Source organism: Phenylobacterium sp. GW821-FHT12F10, assembly GCF_058806695.1.
In genome coordinates, this window is the sequence record NZ_JBXAPY010000001.1 from 518206 (window position 1) to 535517 (window position 17312).

Below are 17312 nucleotides of genomic sequence, written 5' to 3' on the forward strand. Positions count from 1 at the left end.
CAACCGGAGAAACGCCATGACCAAGCTGATCACCCTCTACGCCTGCGGCGAAGGCTTCGGTCTGCCGGAAGTCAGCCCCTATGTGACCAAGAGCGAGGTCCAACTCCAGATGGCCGGCCTGGCCTATGTGAAGGTCCAGGGCTGGCGCGAGGACTCGCCCAAGGGCCAGCTCCCCTACATCGAGGACGCCGGCCAGAAGATCGCCGACTCCACCTTCATCCGCGGCCACATCGAGGCGCGCTACGGCGTGGATCTGGACGCTGGCCTCACCACGGTGGCGCGCGCCCAGGCCTGGGCCATCGAGCGGATGTGCGAGAACCACCTGGCCTGGACCTCGGGCTATTTCCGCTTCCTGCTGCCGGAGAACTTCGAGAAGGGCCCCGCCCATTGGTTCGACAACGCGCCGGAGACCGCCCGGCCGGTGCTGAGGGCCCAACTGCTGGAGGCGGTCGCGGCCAATATCCGCGCCGTCGGGGTCGGACGTCATTCCGAGCATGAGATCCTGGCGCTCGCCGCCCGCTCCCTGATGGCGCTGGACGCCCTGCTCGGGGACAAGGCCTTCATGATGGGAGACGAGCCCACCAGCCTCGACGCTTTCGTCTTCGCTGTCCTGGCGGGGATGCTGACGCCCTTCTTCGACTCCCCGCTGCGCCGCCGCGCCGAGCGCTTCCCGCGCCTGGTCGGCTACACCGCCCGGATGATGGCCCGCTTCTACCCCGACTTCGCCTGGGCCGCGGCGCCCGAGGCGGTGGCGGCCTAGTCTTCGTCGCGCGGTAGCGGCTGTTCGACGGCGCCCAGGGCGTCGGCCAGGCGCATCTTGGCGCTGCCGGGCTTCAGGGGCTGCTGCTGGCTGGCGTCCGGAGTCCAGCCGGTGAGGGTGAGGATCTCGAAGGTGGCCGGCACCCGGCCGTCCGGCTCGGCGAACCGCTCGACATAGAGCTGCAGGGCGCGGGCCAGGATGGTCTTGGTGAGCGCCCGGGGATGGCGGTCCGCCAGCACGCTGGTCTCCCCCATGGCCCGCAGGTCGGCCAGCAGCTTGATGGGGTGGCTGTAGCGCACCGTCACCCGGTCGACGTCGGCCACCGGCAGGGCGAAACCCGACCTCTGGAGCAGGCCCGCGGCGTCATAGGCGTCGGCGAAGGGGGAGATGCGGCTGCCCGCCCCGCCGGTCAGCTCGATCTCCGCCGACAGCAGGGAGGCGCGCAGTTCGGTCAGGGTCGCGCCCCCGAACATCGAGCCGATGAACAGGCCGTCGGGCTTCAGCGCCCGGCGGATCTGGATCAGGGCGCCCACCACGTCGTTGGTCCAGTGCAGGGCGAGCGTCGAGACCACCAGGTCCAGCGAACCGAAGGCGAAGGGCAGGCGCTCCTCGTCGGCGACGATGCGGGGGCCGTCGCGGTCGGCCAGCATGGCCGCGGAGAGATCGGCCTCCACCAGCAGCCCCACGCGGGCGGCGGCGTCGCTCTGGGCCAGGGCCCGGCGGAAGGCCCCGTTGCGGGCCCCCAGGTCGACGGCGCGCGGAAACTCGCGCAGGATCGCCTCCAGGCGAACCACGGCGTCCTCCGCCGCGCGGCGCTTGAGGAAGTCGGCGTTCCCGTAGCCGGGGGCGGCGCGGGTGAGACGGGCGCGCAGGGTGGCGCGGTCGAAGAGCAGGGGTGGGGCGGACATGAGCCTGCAAGATGGCCTGTCGGAGGCCTGGTGGAAACCTGGGCCGCGTCTAAAATCCGCCGCGCGGTCCGCCCTCGACCTGCTGTTCCCGCCCCAGGCCCTGGATGACGGCCCTCGGCCCCTGGCCACCGGCCTCTCGGCGGCGGGCTGGAGCCAGATCAGCTTCCTCGACGATCCGGTCTGCGACGGCTGCGGGACGCCCTTCGAATATCCCCTGGGCGAGGGCGTGCGTTGCGCCGCCTGCATGGCCAGGCCCCGCGCCTTCGACCGGGCCCGGGCCGCCTGCCTCTATGACGACGCCTCCCGGGGACCGATCCTGCAGCTGAAGCACGCAGACCGCACCGACCTCGCGCCCCTGTTCGCCCGCTGGATCAGCCGCTCGGCGCGGGCTCTGCTGGCGGACGCCGACGCCATCGCGCCTGTGCCCCTGCATCCGACCCGCCTGCTGGGCCGCCGCTACAACCAGGCCGCCGAGATCGCCCGCCCGCTGAGCCGGCTGGCGCGCGTGGCCTACCTGCCCGACGCGCTGATCCGGGTGCGCGCCACGCAGACCCAAGGGGGCAAGTCCGGCTCCGGACGGCGCAGGAACGTGGCGGCGGCCTTCTCCGTGCCCGCCTCGCGGGCGAAACAGGTGGCGGGCAAGCGAATCCTGCTGATTGATGACGTCATGACCACCGGGGCCACCGTCGAGGGCTGCGCGCGGGCCCTGCTGAAGGCGGGGGCGAGCTGCGTCGATGTGGCGGTGGTGGCCCGGGTGAAAGAAGCCGCGAACACCACCATATAGGACCCATCAACCCCTTTCGGCGTTAGTTGAGACATGGCCCAAGTCACCATCTACACCAAGCCCTATTGCCCCTACTGCGTCCGCGCGGTCTCCCTGCTGGAGAAGAAGGGCGTCGACTTCACCGAGATCGAGGCCGCCTTCGATCCCGAGAAGCGCAAGGAGATGATGCAGCGCGCCGGTGGCCGCGCCACCTTCCCGCAGATCTTCATCGGCGAGGAACACATCGGCGGCTGCGACGACATGATGGCCCTGGAGCAGGCGGGCAAGCTGGACCCCCTGCTGGCGGCTTGAGCCTTGCCAAGCCAGGGCTGACCGGCTTCTAGAGAAGGCCATGACCTTGCGCGTCGGACTGATCCAGACCCGGACCCCCGCCAGCCATGCCGCGGCGCTCGAACACCTGACGCCCCTGGTGCGCGAGGCCGCCGCCCAAGGCGCGAGCTTTATCGCCACGCCCGAGGGCAGCAATATCCTGCAGAAGGACAAGGCCGCCCTGCTGCCGCAGCTGACCCTGCTGGCCGACGATCCGGTGGTGCGGGGGATGCAGGCGCTCGCCAGGGAGCTTTCCGTCTGGCTGCTGATTGGCTCGGCCCTGGTCAAGCGCGAGGACGGCAAGGCCGCCAACCGCGCGGCCCTGATCTCCCCGGCCGGCGAGATCACCGCCACCTACGACAAGCTGCACATGTTCGACGTCGACCTGCCCACCGGGGAGACGGCGCGCGAGAGCGAGACCTACGAGCCCGGCGACCGCGCCGTGACCGCCATGGCCGGTGAGACGCCGCTGGGCCTGACCATCTGCTACGACATGCGCTTCCCGGCGGTCTATCGGGCGCTTGCGCTGGCCGGCGCCCAGGTGATGCTGGTCCCGGCCGCCTTCACCCGGCCCACCGGCGAGGCCCATTGGGAAATCCTGCTGCGCGCCCGGGCCATCGAGACTGGCAGCTTCGTGCTCGCGCCCGCCCAGGGCGGCTTCCACGAGGACCGCCGCGGCACCTGGGGCCACACGATCGCCATCGCCCCCTGGGGCGAGATCGTCGGCCAGCTCGCCCATGACGAGCCTGGCGTGCTGGTGGTGGACCTCGACCTCGACGCCGTCGCCAAGGCTCGTTCGGCGATCCCGGCCCTCGCCAACGCCCGGCCCTTCGCCGCCCCGACGCCGCTGTCATGATCCGCTACGCGCTTGCCTGCGACCACGCCCATGAGTTCGAGGGCTGGTTCGGCTCGTCCGACGACTTCGAGGCCCAGGCCGCCGCCGGCCAGATCGGTTGCCCGGTCTGCGGCTCGACCGCCGTCACCAAGCAGATCATGGCCCCCATGGTGGCCGGCACGAAACGCAACACCCCCGACATGACCCCCGCCGCCCGCGAGGTGATGATGCAGGCCCTGGCCCAGGTCCGCCAGCACGTGGAGGAGAATTTCGACTATGTCGGCGAGGACTTCGCCGACGAGGCCCGCGCCATCCACGCCGGCAAGTCCGAGGAACGCGGCATCTATGGCGAGGCCTCCCTGGCCGAGGTCCGCGAGCTGGCGGAAGAGGGCGTCAATATCGCGCCACTGCCCCCGGCGCCGGTGAAGAAGGCGTCGCTGAACTAGGCGGCCAGTCGCGATCCGCGCCGGACGCGTGACATTCCTTGCGGCGAGCCAAAGCGGCGCCTACGGTCTGCGCAAAGCGTAACCGGGGCCCGTCCATGAAACTCACCCTCCTCGCCGCCGTCGGCGCCGCGACCCTCTCGGCCTCCGCCGCCCAGGCTCAGACGCGGCCCGACCAGGCCGCCTTCCGGGCGCTCTACAAGGAGCTGGTGGAGACCAACACCACGCTCTCGGTGGGCAGCTGCACCGCCGCCGCCGAGAAGATGGGCGCGCGCCTGAAGGCCGCCGGCTATGCGGATAAGGATGTCCAGGTCCTGGTCCCGACGGAGCGTCCCAAGGACGGCGCCCTGGTGGCGACCCTGGCCGGAACCGACCCCAAGCTGAAGCCGATCATGCTGCTGGCCCATATCGACGTGGTGGAGGCCAACCGCGCCGACTGGGTGCGCGATCCCTTCACCCTGATCGAGGAGGGCGGCTATTTCTACGCCCGGGGCGCCAGCGACGATAAGGCCATGGCCTCGGTCTTCACCGACTCCATGATCCGCTACAAGACCGAGGGCTTCAAACCCCGCCGGGGCCTGAAGCTGGTGCTGACCTGCGGCGAGGAAACCTCCGACACCTTCGACGGGGTCGAGTGGCTGCTGAAGAATCACCGCCCGCTGATGGACGCCGAATTCGCCCTGAACGAGGGCGCCGGCGGCCGGCTGAACGAGAAGGGCGAGCGCCAGTTCCTGGGCATCCAGGCCGGGGAGAAGGTCTATCAGGACTTCACCCTGGTCACGACCAACCCCGGCGGCCACTCCTCGCGGCCCTCCAAGGACAACGCCATCTACCACCTGGCCGCGGCCCTGGACCGGCTGGCCGCCTACGACTTCCCGATCCGCCTCAACGAGGCGACCAAGAACCACTTCGAGAAGATGGCGGTGATCGAGGGCGGCGCCTCGGGCGCGGCCATGGCCGCCGTGGCCAAGGACCCCACCGACGCCGCGGCCGTGGCCGAGGTGATCAAGGAGGCCAGCCGCAACTCGATGATGCGCACCACCTGCGTGGCCACCATGGTCAACGCCGGCCACGCCCCCAACGCCCTGCCGCAGCGGGCCGAGGCCAACGTCAACTGCCGCATCCTGCCCGGCGAGAGCCTGGACTCGGTGAAGGCCCAGCTGGTGAAGGTCTTCGCCGACGACAAGATCGCCGTCTCGATGGTGGGGGTCCCCAGCCCGGTCTCGCCGCCGCCGCCGCTCACCAAGGCCATCGTCGGCCCCATCGAGCAGGTCTCCCACAAGATGTGGCCCGGCGTCGCCTTCGTGCCGGCCATGTCCACCGGCGCCACCGACAGCCGCTTCACCAACGCCGCCGGCATTCCCAGCTACGGCCTCTCGGGCATGTTCGGCGACCCGGACGGCGGCGGCGTCCACGGCCTGAACGAACGCATCCGGGTGCGCTCGCTCTATGAGGGCCGCGACTTCCTCTATGAGGTGGTGAAGCTCTACGCGACCCAGAAATAGGGGCTGCAAGCCCCTCTTTCCGTCCTCCGGAAAAACTGGCATCTCTTCTGCCAATAGTTTTCCGGAGGTCGAGATGGCGGCGAAGATCGGGCGAACCCTGGCGGACTCGACCCCCTATTGGCCGCCGGCGCCCAAGGCGCCGAAGGGGGCGCCCAACATCCTGGTGGTGCTGTTCGACGACGTCGGCTTCTCCGACTTCGGCTGCTACGGCTCACCCATCAAGACGCCGACCATCGACGCCCTGGCCGCCGAGGGTCTGCGCTATACGGGCTTCCACACCACGGCCATGTGCTCCACCACCCGGGCGGCCCTGCTGACCGGGCGCAACCACCACTCGGTGGGCATGGGCTGCCTGTCGAACTTCGACTCAGGCTTCCCCGGCTATCGCGGCAAGATCGCCCGTGAGGCCGGGACCCTGCCGGAGATGCTCAAGCCGCACGGCTACTCCACCTACATGGTGGGCAAGTGGCACGCGACGCCGCTCACCGAGACCGGACCGTCGGGTCCGTTCGACGGTTGGCCGCTCGGCCGCGGTTTCGACCGCTTCTACGGCTTCATGGACGCCGAGACCGACCAGTTCGCCCCGGAACTGGTGCGCGACAACACCCCCATCGAGCAGCCCGCCAGCTACGCCGAGGGCTATCACCTGACCGCCGACCTGGTGGACCAGTCGATCCGCTTCATCGCCGACCACGAGGCCGATGCGCCCGACAAGCCCTGGCTTCTGTGGCTGGCGCCCGGCGCCTGCCACGCCCCCCACCAGGCGCCGCAGCACATCATTCGCCAGTACGACCCGGTGTTCGAACACGGCTGGGACGTGGAGCGCGAGCAGCGCCTAGCGCGCCAGAAGGCCATGGGCATCGTGCCCGCCGACACCGTCATGCCCGAGCGCAACGACGGCATCCGGCCCTGGGACGAGTGCCTGCCCGACGACAAGCGGGTCTTCACCCGCCTGCAGAGCGCCTATGCTGGCATGCTCGACCACGCCGATCGTCACCTGGCCCGGCTGATCGCCTTCCTGGAGGACGCGGGGATCAAGGACGACACCCTGATCGTCGTCATGTCCGACAACGGCGCCAGCCAGGAGGGCGGGCCGCTGGGCATGGTCAACGCCATGGGGCCCTACAATCTGAAGTTCGAGCCCATGGCCGAGAAGCTGGCCCGCCTCGACGACATCGGCAGCCCCGACAGCCATTCCAACTTCCCGCAGGGCTGGGCCATGGCCTCCAACACCCCCCTGCGCCGCTACAAGCAGAACACCCACGGCGGCGGTATCCGCGATCCCCTGGTGATCAGCTGGAAGAACGGCCTGCCGGCGCGCGGCGAGCTGCGCACCCAGTTCGCCCACGTTTGCGACTTCACGCCGACCCTGCTGGACATCCTGGGCATCGAGCCGCCGGCGGTCATCGCCGGCGTGCCGCAGATGCCCCTGGAGGGCGTCAGCTTCGCCGCCTCCCTGAAGGACCCCGCCGCTCCCAGCAGGACCAAGGCCCAGCACTTCGAGATGTTCGGGCACCGCGGCCTCTGGAAGGATGGCTGGAAGGCGGTGGCCTTCCATCCGCCGGGCACGGCCTTCGACACCGATGTCTGGGAGCTCTACCACCTGGACGCCGACTTCTCGGAGACCCGCGACCTGGCGTCCGCAGAGCCGGAAAAGCTGGCGGACCTGGTGGCCGAATGGTGGAAGGCGGCCGAGGCCTACAAGGTCCTGCCCCTGGACGACCGCTTCGGCCCCCGCTTCGCCGAGAACGCCCTGCGCTATCACGGCGCCCGCAAGCGCTTCGTCTTCCACCCCGGCATGGGCCACCTGCCCGCCGACGTGGCGCCCGACGTGCGGAGCCGCTCCTATATCATCGAGGCCGAGGCGATCATCCCGCCCGGCGGCGCGGAGGGGGTGTTGCTGGCCCACGGCGACGCCACCTGCGGCTATAGCTTCTACCTTCAGGACGGCCGCCTGCATCACACCCTCAACGTCGGCGGGGCCCTGGCCACGGTCAGCTCCGCCGAGCCCATCGCGCCGGGCCTGCGCAAGCTCGCCCTGCGCTGCCGCCAGACCTCCGACGGCCGGACCTTCACCCTGGCGGTGGACGGCCGCGTGGCCGGCGAGGTGAAGACCCACATCGGCTTCGCCACCTTCATCTCCTGGTCGGGCCTGGATATCGGCCGCGACCGGGGCAGCCCCGTGGCCCCCTATCCGGCGCCGTTCACCTTCACCGGCAAGCTGCGGCGGGTGGTGGTGACCATGGACGCCGACCAGGATCTGGACGGCGAGCTGCTGGGCGAGGCGGAGATGGCGCGGCAGTAAACCTAGAGCCGGGCGGCGGCGTACAGGATGCCGGCGATCGCCGCCGGGGTGGCCGGCGCCTGGCCCGAGAGCCAGGCGGCCAGCAGGCCCATCTGCCCCCCGGCGAGGTGGGCCGCCTGAAGGGCCGGGTTCCCGACCTCGGGTCGGGCCCGCAGCCGCGTCTCGATCAGCCCGGCCAGAGTCTTGGCCAGCAGCGGCCGGGTCGGGCCGGCGAACAGCACGTTGCCCACCCGCCGGTTCTCCCAGAAGTGCTCCACCACCGCCAGCAGCCGGGCGTCGTCGTGCTGCGGGCCGAGCATGTCGGCCAGGACCCCGAAGGGCCCCGACAGACCGGCCTTCAGAAGTTCGTCCTTGCCCTCGTAGTGCTCGTAGAAGGTCGATCGTCCGACCCCGGCGCGGGCGATGATGTCGGCCACCTTCAACTGGTCGTAGCGGCGTTCCAGCACCAGTTCGACGAAGGCGTCGAACAGGGCGGCCTTGGTGCGCTGGACCGGCCGACTGTCTGCGAGATCCACCACGATCACCTCCGGACCGGACAATGCGCGCCCGGTGTCCGGAAACCGGACAGACCGCGCGCCGTGTCCGGCCTGGGCGGGTCGGACTGACGCTAGAGGTTAGGGCCAGGGCGGGGCGGCGCAAGGCCCCGCCGATCCCGATGGAGCCCGCTCATGACCACCAAGGCCGATCGTCGAAATCCTCACAGCCACATGTGGCTGATGGGGGTTCTGGGCATAGCGGCGGGCCTGGCCTTCATGGTCTTCGTGCCCCGACTGACGGTGGTGTCGAAGTCCCTGCTGCTGTTCGCCGGCTTCCACGTGGTGGGCGGGGTGGTCCTGCTCAGCAGCCTCTATGTCTCGGGTCTGCGGGATCCGGTCCGCAGGCTCACCGGCGCGGCCGCGCGGCCGGCGGCGACCTACGATTTCGGCTGGGGGCCGGGCTGGATGAACGGTCTGGCCATCGCCGCCCTCATCGCCCTGGCGGCGGCTGTCGTCCTGCAACTGACCCATCCGGGCGCCTGGCCCCTGACCTTCATCCTGGTGGCGGCCTCGGGCCTGCTGCTGGTGGGCAATGCGGTGATGCGCAGCTTCCGCCGCACCGACCATGTGGTCCTGCCGATGGTGGACCTGCTGTCGAGCGACCATGACCTGGTGCTCGACGCCGGCTGCGGCGCCGGGCGGACCACCATCGCCCTGGCCCGCATCCTGAAGTCGGGCCGGGTGGTGGGCCTCGACCGCTTCGACGCCGGCTATATCGACGACGGCGGCCGGGCCCTGCTGGACAACAACCTCAAGCTGGCCGGCCTCGCGGGGAAGGTCCAGGTGGAGACCGGCGACCTGACCGCCATGGTGTTCGCGGACAACCACTTCGACGCCGCCGTCAGCACCCACGTCTATGACCACCTGGGGCAGGGCAAGGCCCAGGCGCTGCGGGAGACCGCTCGCGTGCTCAAGCCCGGCGGTCGGTTTCTGATGGCGGTCTGGGTCCCCGGTCCGACCATGTTCGCGGTGGCCAACATCCTGTCCCTGTTCCTCACCACCAAGGCCCAGTGGCGGACCCTGGCCGAGCAGGCGGGATTCCGGGTGTTGGACGAAGGCATGTTCAATCACGCCTGGTTCGTGCTGCTGGAGAAGCCGGCCGCCTAGGCCCCGGGGTTGCCATCGGCGGCGGGGGGCACGATCTAGCGGGCGCGCCCTGGAGCCCGTCGTCATGGCCTACCGATACCTCGACCTGCTCGCCACCCCCCGCGTCCAGGCGGCCCAGGCCGCCAACGGCGCGCGCGAGATCTGGGAGCGCTTCGAGGGCGACCGCGCCTCGGATCGCTTCACCGAGAGCGAGGCCGCCTTCATCGCCGAGCGGGACAGCTTCTACCTGGCCAGCGTCTCGGAGAGCGGCTGGCCCTATGTGCAGCACCGGGGCGGCCCGGCGGGCTTCCTGCGGGTCCTGGACGAGACCACCCTGGGCTTCGCCGACTACCGGGGAAACCGCCAATATATCAGCCTGGGCAATGTGGCCGCCGACGACCGGGTGGCCCTGATCCTGATGGACTATCCCAATCAGGCGCGGCTCAAGATCCTGGCCCACATGGAGGCCCGCGACCTGACGGCCGACCCGGACCTGGCCGCGCGGCTCGCCAGCCCGGGCTACAAGGGGCGGCCGGAGCGCGGGTTCGTGCTGAGGCTGGAGACCTTCGACTGGAACTGCGCCCAGCACATCACCCGGCGCTTCACCGGCCCGCAGATCGAGAGCGTGCTGGCGCCCCTGCGCAACCGGGTCGCCGAACTTGAGGCCGAGAACCAGGCGCTGCGGGATCGCCTGGCGGCGCGCTGAGTTTTCCTCCGGCGCTCCCTTGTGTGGCGCAAAGGCCACACCTACATCGGGCCCGTGGAGGTTGCGCTTGATCAAGGCGACCCCGCTAATCCGCCTTACGAGGGGACCTCATGAATATCGACCTCTACTCCGATCGCGCCAAACAGGCGATCCAGTCCGCCCAGAGCTTGGCCATGGCCCGCGGCCATCAGCAGCTCGCCCCCGAACACCTGCTCAAGGTTCTGCTTGAGGAGAAGGACGGCCTCTCCCGCGCCCTCATCGAGAGCGCCGGCGGCCGCCCCGATGTGGTGGAACAGGCTGTCGACAGCCTGCTCACCAAGCGCCCTCGCGTGGAGGGCGGCTCGGGCCAGATCTACATGGCCCCGGAGACCGCGCGGGTCTTCAACGAGGCCGAAACCGGCGCCAAGGGCGCGGGGGACGCCTTCGTCACCACCGAGCGCCTGCTGATCGCCATCGCCAAGGAAGGCGGCGACGCGGGCAAGGCCCTGTCGGCCGCCGGCGCCACGAACGCCGGTCTGGAGGAGGCCGCCAAGGCCGTCCGCAAGGGCCGGACCGCCGATAGCGCCTCGGCCGAGGAAGGCTATGACGCCCTGAAGCGCTACGCCCGCGACCTGACCCAGGCCGCCCGAGACGGCAAGCTCGACCCGGTGATCGGTCGCGACGAAGAGATCCGCCGCACCATCCAGGTCCTGCAGCGGCGCACCAAGAACAACCCCGTCCTGATCGGCGAACCCGGCGTCGGCAAGACCGCCATCGTCGAGGGCCTGGCCCTGCGCATCGTCAATGGCGACGTGCCGGAGGGGCTGAAGGACAAGAAGCTGCTGTCCCTCGACATGGGCGCACTGATCGCCGGGGCGAAGTACCGCGGCGAGTTCGAGGAGCGCCTGAAGGCCGTGCTCAACGAGGTGATCGCCGCCGAGGGCTCGATCATCCTGTTCATCGACGAGATGCACACCCTGGTGGGCGCCGGGAAGAGCGACGGGGCGATGGACGCCTCCAACCTGCTCAAGCCGGCCCTGGCGCGGGGCGAACTGCACTGCGTCGGCGCCACCACGCTCGATGAGTACCGCAAGCACGTGGAGAAGGACCCGGCGCTGGCCCGCCGCTTCCAGCCCGTCTTCGTCGACGAGCCCACGGTGGAGGACACCGTCTCGATCCTGCGCGGCCTGAAGGAGAAGTACGAGCTGCACCACGGGGTGCGGATCTCCGACAGCGCCATCGTGGCCGCCGCCACCCTCTCGCACCGCTACATCACCGACCGTTTCCTGCCCGACAAGGCCATCGACCTCATCGACGAGGCCGGCAGCCGCGTGCGCATGGCCGTCGACTCCAAGCCCGAGGAGCTCGACGAGATCGACCGTCGCGTCGTGCAGCTGAAGATCGAGCGCGAGGCCCTCACCAAGGAGACCGACGCGGCCTCCAAGCACCGCCTCGAGAAGCTTGAGGAGGAACTCGGCGAACTCGAGGCCGAGTCCGAGGAGATGACCGCCAAGTGGCGCGCCGAGAAGGAGAAGGTCGGCCAGTCCGCCCAGCTCCGCGAGGCCGTCGACCGCCTGCGGGCCGAACTCGTCGCCGCCCAGCGCCGCGGCGACCTGCAGCGCGCCTCCGAGATCGCCTATGGCGAGATCCCCGGCCTTGAGCGCCGCCTGGCGGAGGAGGAGGCCAAGGAGCCGGCCGACGCCGTCAGCCCCGAGGTCGTCGACGCCGAACAGATCGCCGCCGTGGTCAGCCGCTGGACCGGTGTTCCCGTCGAGAAGATGCTCGAGGGCGAACGCGAGAAGCTGCTGAAGATGGAGGACAGCCTGCGCAATCGCGTGGTGGGCCAGGAGGAGGCGCTGGTCGCCGTCTCCGACGCCGTGCGCCGCGCCCGCGCCGGCCTGCAGGATCCCGCCCGCCCGATCGGCTCCTTCCTGTTCCTCGGCCCCACGGGCGTTGGCAAGACCGAGCTGACCAAGGCTCTGGCCGAGTTCATGTTCGACGACGAGGCCGCCATCACCCGGATGGACATGAGCGAGTACATGGAGAAGCACTCGGTCAGCCGCATGATCGGCGCGCCCCCCGGCTATGTCGGCTACGACGAGGGCGGGGCGCTGACCGAGGCCGTGCGCCGCCGGCCCTATCAGGTCGTGCTGTTCGACGAGGTGGAGAAGGCCCACCCCGACGTCTTCAACATCCTGCTGCAGGTGCTGGACGACGGTCGCCTGACCGACGGCCAGGGCCGCACCGTCGACTTCCGCAACACCATCCTGATCATGACCTCCAACCTCGGTTCGGAGTTCCTGGCCGGCCAGGCGGACGGCGAGGATGTGGATGAGGTCCGGCCGATGGTCATGGACGTCGTGCGCCGCCACTTCCGGCCCGAGTTCCTGAACCGGATCGACGAGATCATCCTGTTCAAGCGGCTGGGCCGCTCGGAGATGGACAACATCGTCGGTATCCAGATGCAGCGGGTCGAGAAGCTGCTGGCCGCCCGGCGGATGTCCATCGTCCTGGACGCCGCCGCCAGTCACTGGATCGCCGAACGCGGCTACGACCCGGTCTACGGGGCCCGGCCGCTGAAGCGGGTGATCCAGAAGGAGCTGATCGACCCCATCGCCAAGCGGCTCCTGGCCGGCGACTTCCAGGACGGCTCGGTGATCGAGGTCGGCGCCAGCGACGAGGGCCTGGAGATCGGCAAGGCCAAGGTCCACTAGCCCAAACCAAAACGGCCCCGCTCAGCGATGAGCGGGGCCGGATTCTGTCTGAGGTCAGGCCAGCCTAGAGCCGGCAGCGCACCCAGACGCGACCCGTGAAGTACATGTCGCGGGCGGGGCTGTAGCTGCGATAGCGCATCTGGCAGGCGCGGACGTGGCCATACCAGCTGCCGCTGTGGCGCCAATGGCGCGGGGGCGGAGCCGGGTGACGGCCCCAGCGGTTGTCCCAGCGGCCATAGCGGTTGTCGTACCCGTCATGGCGGTTGCGGACGCCGTCTCCGTCACGGTCGCGGTCGTAGCGGTTTGGAACGCCGTCACGGTCGAGGTCGCCGTAAGGCCGGGGCTGGGCCGAGGCCGCGCCAACGCCAGCCGATGCGGCTAACGTGATGGCGGCCAGGCCAATAGTGATGAGTTTACGCATCCAGTCACTCCCTTGGGTTCCGTCCCGGCACAGTTAACGCCCTGGTCATGGGTTAGTTCGGCAAAACCCGCCGATCTGTGCTATGGGTGTGGATATGACAGATCGCGTCTCTGCTGTTCGCGCCTGCGAACGCCTGCGCGTCTCCCACGACCAGTAAGGAATCCCGCCCCATGCCCGAGGAACAATTCATCCAGATGTATGTCCGCGACTTCGCCACCATGGCGTCGCGGGTCGAGGCCGGGTCCGACATCGAGGCCCAGCTCAACAAGCGCATCTCGGAAACCCGTTCGCACGCCGCCCTGATGGACGCGCGCAAGGCTGAGGGTCACCTGGCCGCCGTGATCGACCGCCTGCGCTCGGAGGCCCGCAAGGACGCCTCCCAGGCGGTGAAGAACACCCCCGACCCGATCGCCGCCGCCGCGCGCCGCCAGGAATTCATGCTGCGCGTGGCCGACATGCTCGACGCCGAGATGGCCGAGCCCGAAAAGCGCGGCGCCGCCCGCTTCTAGAGCGGGACAGCCCGACACCGCACTCCCGGCCTTCGCCGGGACGCGCGGGTTCTTACAGTTCGATCGCCACGGCCTTGCCCTGGCGGATCTCGACGCGGCGCATGATCGCCATGTCGGGGCCGCCGCCGCTCACCGGCTTGGCCACCGTGATCACGAACCACGCCCCATTGGCCAGGCCCTGGAAGCTGAAGTGGTCGGCGGCGTCGCAGGTGGTGCGGCGCACGAAGGCCGAATAGTCGCCGCTGGGGGCCGAGGGCGTGCGGGCCCGCACCTGTTCGGCCGGCAGGGCCGCGCGGTCGGGCGAGTTGTAGAGGATGGTCATCCGCCGACGGGTCCACAGGGTCTCCGGCGTCAGCACCACCCCGGCGCCGGCGCAGGTGTAGCGCGACACCCCGCTGCGGAAGGTCATCTTCCCGTCGATCCGTCCCTTGCCGGGCACCGCCGACCAGGAGAAGTCGCCCGGCCTGAAGACGCCCGCCGACGGCGGCCCCCCCGCGCCCGGCGGCGGCGGCGGCGGGCCCATGGGCGCGGTGGTGGCGCAGGCCGAAAGCCCTACGAGGGCGGCGGAGATCAGCAGGAGTCGAGCGGGGGTCATGACGCGCGCACCATAGGCAAGGGGAGGGGCGCGCGCCAAGGGGGTTCGTCACCTGGCGTAAGCTAGTCTTCCCCGCGGACCTTGCCCCGGGTCGCCTTCACCCCGCCGCGCTTGACCTTGGAGTCCACCCGCCGGGCCTTGGCGGCCTTGCTGACCTTGGTCTTCTTGCGGGGCGGCGGCGGCGGTTCGGCCGCCTTGCGGATCAGCTCCAGCAGGCGGTCCAGCGCGTCGGCCCGGTTCCGCTCCTGGGTGCGGTGGGTCATGGCCACCAGGACGAGCACCCCGTCCTGGGTCACCTTGCGCCCCCCCAGCTTCATCAGCCGAATCGCCACGTCATTAGGCAGGGAGGGGGAGCCGCGCACGTCGAAGCGCAGCTCCACGGCTGTCGAGACCTTGTTGACGTTCTGCCCGCCGGGACCGGCGGCGCGGATGAACCGCTCCTGGACCTCGTCGTCGTTCAGGCTGATGTCGGGGGTGACTTCGATCATGGCTTCCAGCAGCGCTTGTGAGCCGCTAGTCTCACATCATGCGCAGCGTAGCGACCCTTATGCAGATTTGCACCGCCCGGCCCGGGCTGGTGAGAGCTGCTGTGCGCTAGGACCTCTACGACACGCCGCAGATTCACCAGCCCCGCCGGCGACGGACGGGGCTTTTTCTTGGCCCTCTCCGCGCCGACCCTTGGAGAGAGACCATGAGCGACATCCTGATCCGCGCGCGAGAGCCGGCGGACATGGCCGACCTGACCGAACTGCTGAACCAGCCGCGCGCCATCTGGGGCACGCTCCAGATGCCCTTCGTCAGCCTCGACGCGCGCCAGAAGCGCGCCGCCGCCGGCTCACCGAACGACCTGCACCTGATGGCGGTGATCGACGGCAAGGTGATCGGCTCGGCCAGTCTCAACCGCTTCGAGAACCGCCGCGCCCACGCCGGCTCGATCGGCATGGCGGTGCATGACGCCTATGCCGGGCGCGGGGCGGGCACGGCCCTGATGGCGGCGCTCATCGGCCAGGCCGACAACTGGCTGAACCTGAAGCGGCTGGAACTGAACGTCTGGTCCGACAACAGCCGCGCCATCGCCCTCTACGAACGCTTCGGCTTCGAGCGGGAAGGGCTGTTCCGGAACTACGCCTGGCGGGACGGCGCCTATGCCGACTCCGTCGCCATGGCGCGGCTGCGGCCCTGACCTACTGGCAGGCGGGGCAGAGGCCCCGGGCCTCCAGAGTCACCGCCCGCACGGCGTAGCCCGCCGGCGCGGCGGCGGCGATCTGGGTGTCGAGGTCGGGTTCGAACTCCTCGGCCGCCCCGCAGCAGTCGCAGATCAGGAAGGCCGCCCGATGGCTCTGATCCTCACGGCGGCAGGGCACATAGGCGTTGAGGCTCTCGATGCGGTGGGCGAAGCCCAGGCGCTCCAGGAACTCCAGGGCGCGGTAGACGGTGGGGGGCTTGGCCGGCTCCCCGTCGGCGCCGAAGGCCGCGATCAGGTCATAGGCCTTGAGCGGCGCGTCGGCCTTCAGCAGCAGCTCCAGCACGCGGCGGCGCGGGGTGGTCAGGCGCTCCTGGGTCAGGGCGCAGCGGCTCTCGGCCTCCACCAGGGCATGGGAGAGGTCCGCGCCCTTGATGCCCGCGTGCGCGCCGTCCTCGTGATGGCACTCTGTTCCCATGCCTATTGGCTACCTGTCCGCGCGGTTTCCCGCAACAGGGGGAAGATGGGGAGCCGGGACCCAAAATGCGAAGGCCGGGATCATCGATCCCGGCCCCGCTGGAGTTCTAGGCGTCTTCGGTTTCCGAAGGAGGGCCGCCTTCGCCGCCCTCGAAGCTGCGCGGGGCGCGGCGACGCTTGGGCTTGGCGGGCGTCTCATCGGCGGCCGCCGCGGCGGCCGGGGCCTCGGCGCGGGGCGCGCGGGGCGCCCGCGGCGGGGCGGCCTTCAGGAAGGCCGGGGCGTGGCTCTCGCCGCCGTCGTCGTCGCGCAGCACCGGGGAGCTGCGGGTCTCGGCGGCCACCAGGGGCGCGCTCTGCGGCTCCACCACGGCGAGGGGATCGCGCTCGGGGCGGTCCTCGCGCGGGCGGTCGTCGCGCTCGCGCCAGCGGTCACGGCGTCCGCCGCCCTCGGTCCGGGGGCCGTCGGTGCGCTCGCCACGGGGGCGATCGTCGCGCGGCCGGTCGTCGCGGTTGCGGGCCTCGCCCTGCGGACGGTCCTCACGGGGGCGGTCCTCACGGGGACGGTCGTCCCTGGGGCGGTCGTCGCGATTGCGGTTCTCGCCCTGGGGACGGTCATCGCGGTTGCGGTTCTCGTCGCGGGGCCGGTCCTGACGATCCTGCCGGGGGCGGTCGTCACGATTGCGGTTCTCGCCCTGAGGACGATCGTCGCGGTTGCGGTTCTCGCCCTGCGGGCGGTCGTCGCGGTCGCGCCAGCCAGTGTTCCGGTCGCGGCTCTCGACAGCTTCGGAGCTGGCTTCGGAGCCGTCTTCCTTGTCGGCCTTCTCGGCGGCGTCGGCGTCCGCCTGGGCGGCGGCCTGGGCGCCGCTCTCGTCCTCGAAGTCGATGTCGAAGCCGGAGGAGAATTGATCGCGGCCCAGGATCTCGCTGGCCGGGCGAGTCGGCTGCATGGCGCGCACGACCCGGAAATAGTGTTCTGCGTGTTGCAGGTAGTTCTCGGCGAGGACCCGGTCCCCGGCCGTGGAGGCGTCTCGCGCCAACTGCTGGTATTTCTCGAAGACGTGCTGGGCGTTGCCGCGGACCTTCGCGCCTTCCGGCCCGTTGGAGTCGAACGCCCGGTTGGCGTTCTGCTGCTGCGGTTTCCCGCCGCCACCACCGCCGCCGCGATTGCGACCGCGCTGACGCTTCATACCCTTGAAATCTCTCATTATTCGCTAACCGTTCCGCCGGCGCTCCAGCTCATGCTGGTATGCGCGGACT

19 protein-coding genes are annotated in these 17312 nt (G+C 70.2%); 12 read left to right on the forward strand and 7 right to left on the reverse strand.

The features are described 5' to 3' along the window. The first annotated feature begins 16 nt into the window (after nt 1–16). Nucleotides 17–760 carry a glutathione S-transferase family protein gene (locus tag AC1RN5_RS02565; protein ID WP_493039705.1) on the forward strand — a complete coding sequence of 248 codons (744 nt, stop codon included), beginning with the start codon at nt 17–19 and terminating at the stop codon, nt 758–760. Here AC1RN5_RS02565 and AC1RN5_RS02570 read toward each other — a convergent pair. After that, a complete protein-coding gene (locus tag AC1RN5_RS02570) occupies nt 757–1668 on the reverse strand; it encodes a methyltransferase domain-containing protein (protein WP_493039706.1) in 912 nt (303 codons plus the stop codon). The genes AC1RN5_RS02565 and AC1RN5_RS02570 overlap by 4 nt on opposite strands. Here AC1RN5_RS02570 and AC1RN5_RS02575 point away from each other — a divergent pair. From AC1RN5_RS02575 to AC1RN5_RS02600, 6 genes are all read left to right on the forward strand, one after another. After that, on the forward strand, nt 1667–2452 hold the full coding sequence (locus AC1RN5_RS02575; protein WP_493039707.1) for a ComF family protein: 786 nt from the start codon (nt 1667–1669) through the stop codon (nt 2450–2452). The genes AC1RN5_RS02570 and AC1RN5_RS02575 overlap by 2 nt on opposite strands. A gap of 33 nt (nt 2453–2485) precedes the next feature. Continuing rightward, nucleotides 2486–2743, forward strand: coding sequence for a glutaredoxin 3 (gene grxC, locus AC1RN5_RS02580; protein WP_493039708.1), 258 nt, complete (start codon nt 2486–2488; stop codon nt 2741–2743). Between the two features lie 40 nt (nt 2744–2783). Further along, a complete protein-coding gene (locus tag AC1RN5_RS02585; RefSeq protein ID WP_493039709.1) occupies nt 2784–3617 on the forward strand; it encodes a carbon-nitrogen hydrolase family protein in 834 nt (277 codons plus the stop codon). Beyond that, nucleotides 3614–4042, forward strand: a complete 429-nt coding sequence (locus AC1RN5_RS02590) for a DUF1178 family protein (protein WP_493039710.1) — start codon at nt 3614–3616, stop codon at nt 4040–4042. The genes AC1RN5_RS02585 and AC1RN5_RS02590 overlap by 4 nt, the downstream gene beginning before the upstream one ends. Before the next feature lie 95 nt (nt 4043–4137). Beyond that, entirely contained in the window at nt 4138–5544 is a 1407-nt protein-coding gene (locus AC1RN5_RS02595; protein ID WP_493039711.1) for a M20/M25/M40 family metallo-hydrolase, read from the forward strand. Nucleotides 5545–5617: 73 nt separating this feature from the next. Next, on the forward strand, nt 5618–7849 hold the full coding sequence (locus AC1RN5_RS02600) for an arylsulfatase (RefSeq protein WP_493039712.1): 2232 nt from the start codon (nt 5618–5620) through the stop codon (nt 7847–7849). A 2-nt stretch (nt 7850–7851) separates the two neighbouring features. On the opposite strand, the gene AC1RN5_RS02605 is transcribed toward AC1RN5_RS02600, so the two are convergent. Then, nucleotides 7852–8367 carry a TetR/AcrR family transcriptional regulator gene (locus tag AC1RN5_RS02605; protein ID WP_493039713.1) on the reverse strand — a complete coding sequence of 172 codons (516 nt, stop codon included), beginning with the start codon at nt 8365–8367 and terminating at the stop codon, nt 7852–7854. A gap of 150 nt (nt 8368–8517) precedes the next feature. Here AC1RN5_RS02605 and AC1RN5_RS02610 point away from each other — a divergent pair, with 150 nt between their 5' ends. From AC1RN5_RS02610 to clpB, 3 genes are all read left to right on the forward strand, one after another. Beyond that, nucleotides 8518–9492: a methyltransferase domain-containing protein gene (locus AC1RN5_RS02610; protein WP_493039714.1), complete on the forward strand. Its 975-nt coding sequence runs from the start codon at nt 8518–8520 to the stop codon at nt 9490–9492. Nucleotides 9493–9556: 64 nt separating this feature from the next. Continuing rightward, nucleotides 9557–10177: a pyridoxamine 5'-phosphate oxidase family protein gene (locus tag AC1RN5_RS02615; protein WP_493039715.1), complete on the forward strand. Its 621-nt coding sequence runs from the start codon at nt 9557–9559 to the stop codon at nt 10175–10177. Between the two features lie 110 nt (nt 10178–10287). Further along, on the forward strand, nt 10288–12870 hold the full coding sequence (gene clpB / locus AC1RN5_RS02620; protein WP_493039716.1) for an ATP-dependent chaperone ClpB: 2583 nt from the start codon (nt 10288–10290) through the stop codon (nt 12868–12870). A gap of 64 nt (nt 12871–12934) precedes the next feature. Here clpB and AC1RN5_RS02625 read toward each other — a convergent pair whose 3' ends face one another. Then, the gene (locus AC1RN5_RS02625; RefSeq protein WP_493039717.1) at nt 12935–13291 is read right to left on the reverse strand and encodes a hypothetical protein; all 357 of its coding nucleotides are present in this window, start codon (nt 13289–13291) and stop codon (nt 12935–12937) included. 170 nt (nt 13292–13461) lie between these two features. On the opposite strand from AC1RN5_RS02625, the gene AC1RN5_RS02630 reads away from it, so the two are divergent. After that, complete coding sequence (locus AC1RN5_RS02630; RefSeq protein WP_304699325.1) at nt 13462–13800, forward strand: hypothetical protein; 339 nt, start codon at nt 13462–13464, stop codon at nt 13798–13800. Between the two features lie 52 nt (nt 13801–13852). On the opposite strand, the gene AC1RN5_RS02635 is transcribed toward AC1RN5_RS02630, so the two are convergent. Both AC1RN5_RS02635 and arfB read right to left on the reverse strand, forming a co-directional pair. Continuing rightward, nucleotides 13853–14395, reverse strand: coding sequence for a hypothetical protein (locus tag AC1RN5_RS02635; RefSeq protein WP_493039718.1), 543 nt, complete (start codon nt 14393–14395; stop codon nt 13853–13855). Between the two features lie 62 nt (nt 14396–14457). Continuing rightward, nucleotides 14458–14883: an alternative ribosome rescue aminoacyl-tRNA hydrolase ArfB gene (arfB, locus tag AC1RN5_RS02640; RefSeq protein WP_493039719.1), complete on the reverse strand. Its 426-nt coding sequence runs from the start codon at nt 14881–14883 to the stop codon at nt 14458–14460. Nucleotides 14884–15086: 203 nt separating this feature from the next. On the opposite strand from arfB, the gene AC1RN5_RS02645 reads away from it, so the two are divergent. Then, complete coding sequence (locus AC1RN5_RS02645; RefSeq protein ID WP_493039720.1) at nt 15087–15578, forward strand: GNAT family N-acetyltransferase; 492 nt, start codon at nt 15087–15089, stop codon at nt 15576–15578. 1 nt (nt 15579) lies between these two features. Here AC1RN5_RS02645 and AC1RN5_RS02650 read toward each other — a convergent pair whose 3' ends face one another. Then, nucleotides 15580–16056, reverse strand: coding sequence for a Fur family transcriptional regulator (locus AC1RN5_RS02650; RefSeq protein WP_493039721.1), 477 nt, complete (start codon nt 16054–16056; stop codon nt 15580–15582). A 106-nt stretch (nt 16057–16162) separates the two neighbouring features. Then, nucleotides 16163–17242 (reverse strand): DUF4167 domain-containing protein, encoded by a 1080-nt coding sequence (locus tag AC1RN5_RS02655; protein ID WP_493039722.1) that lies wholly within the window; start codon nt 17240–17242, stop codon nt 16163–16165. Between the last annotated feature and the right edge of the window lie 70 nt (nt 17243–17312).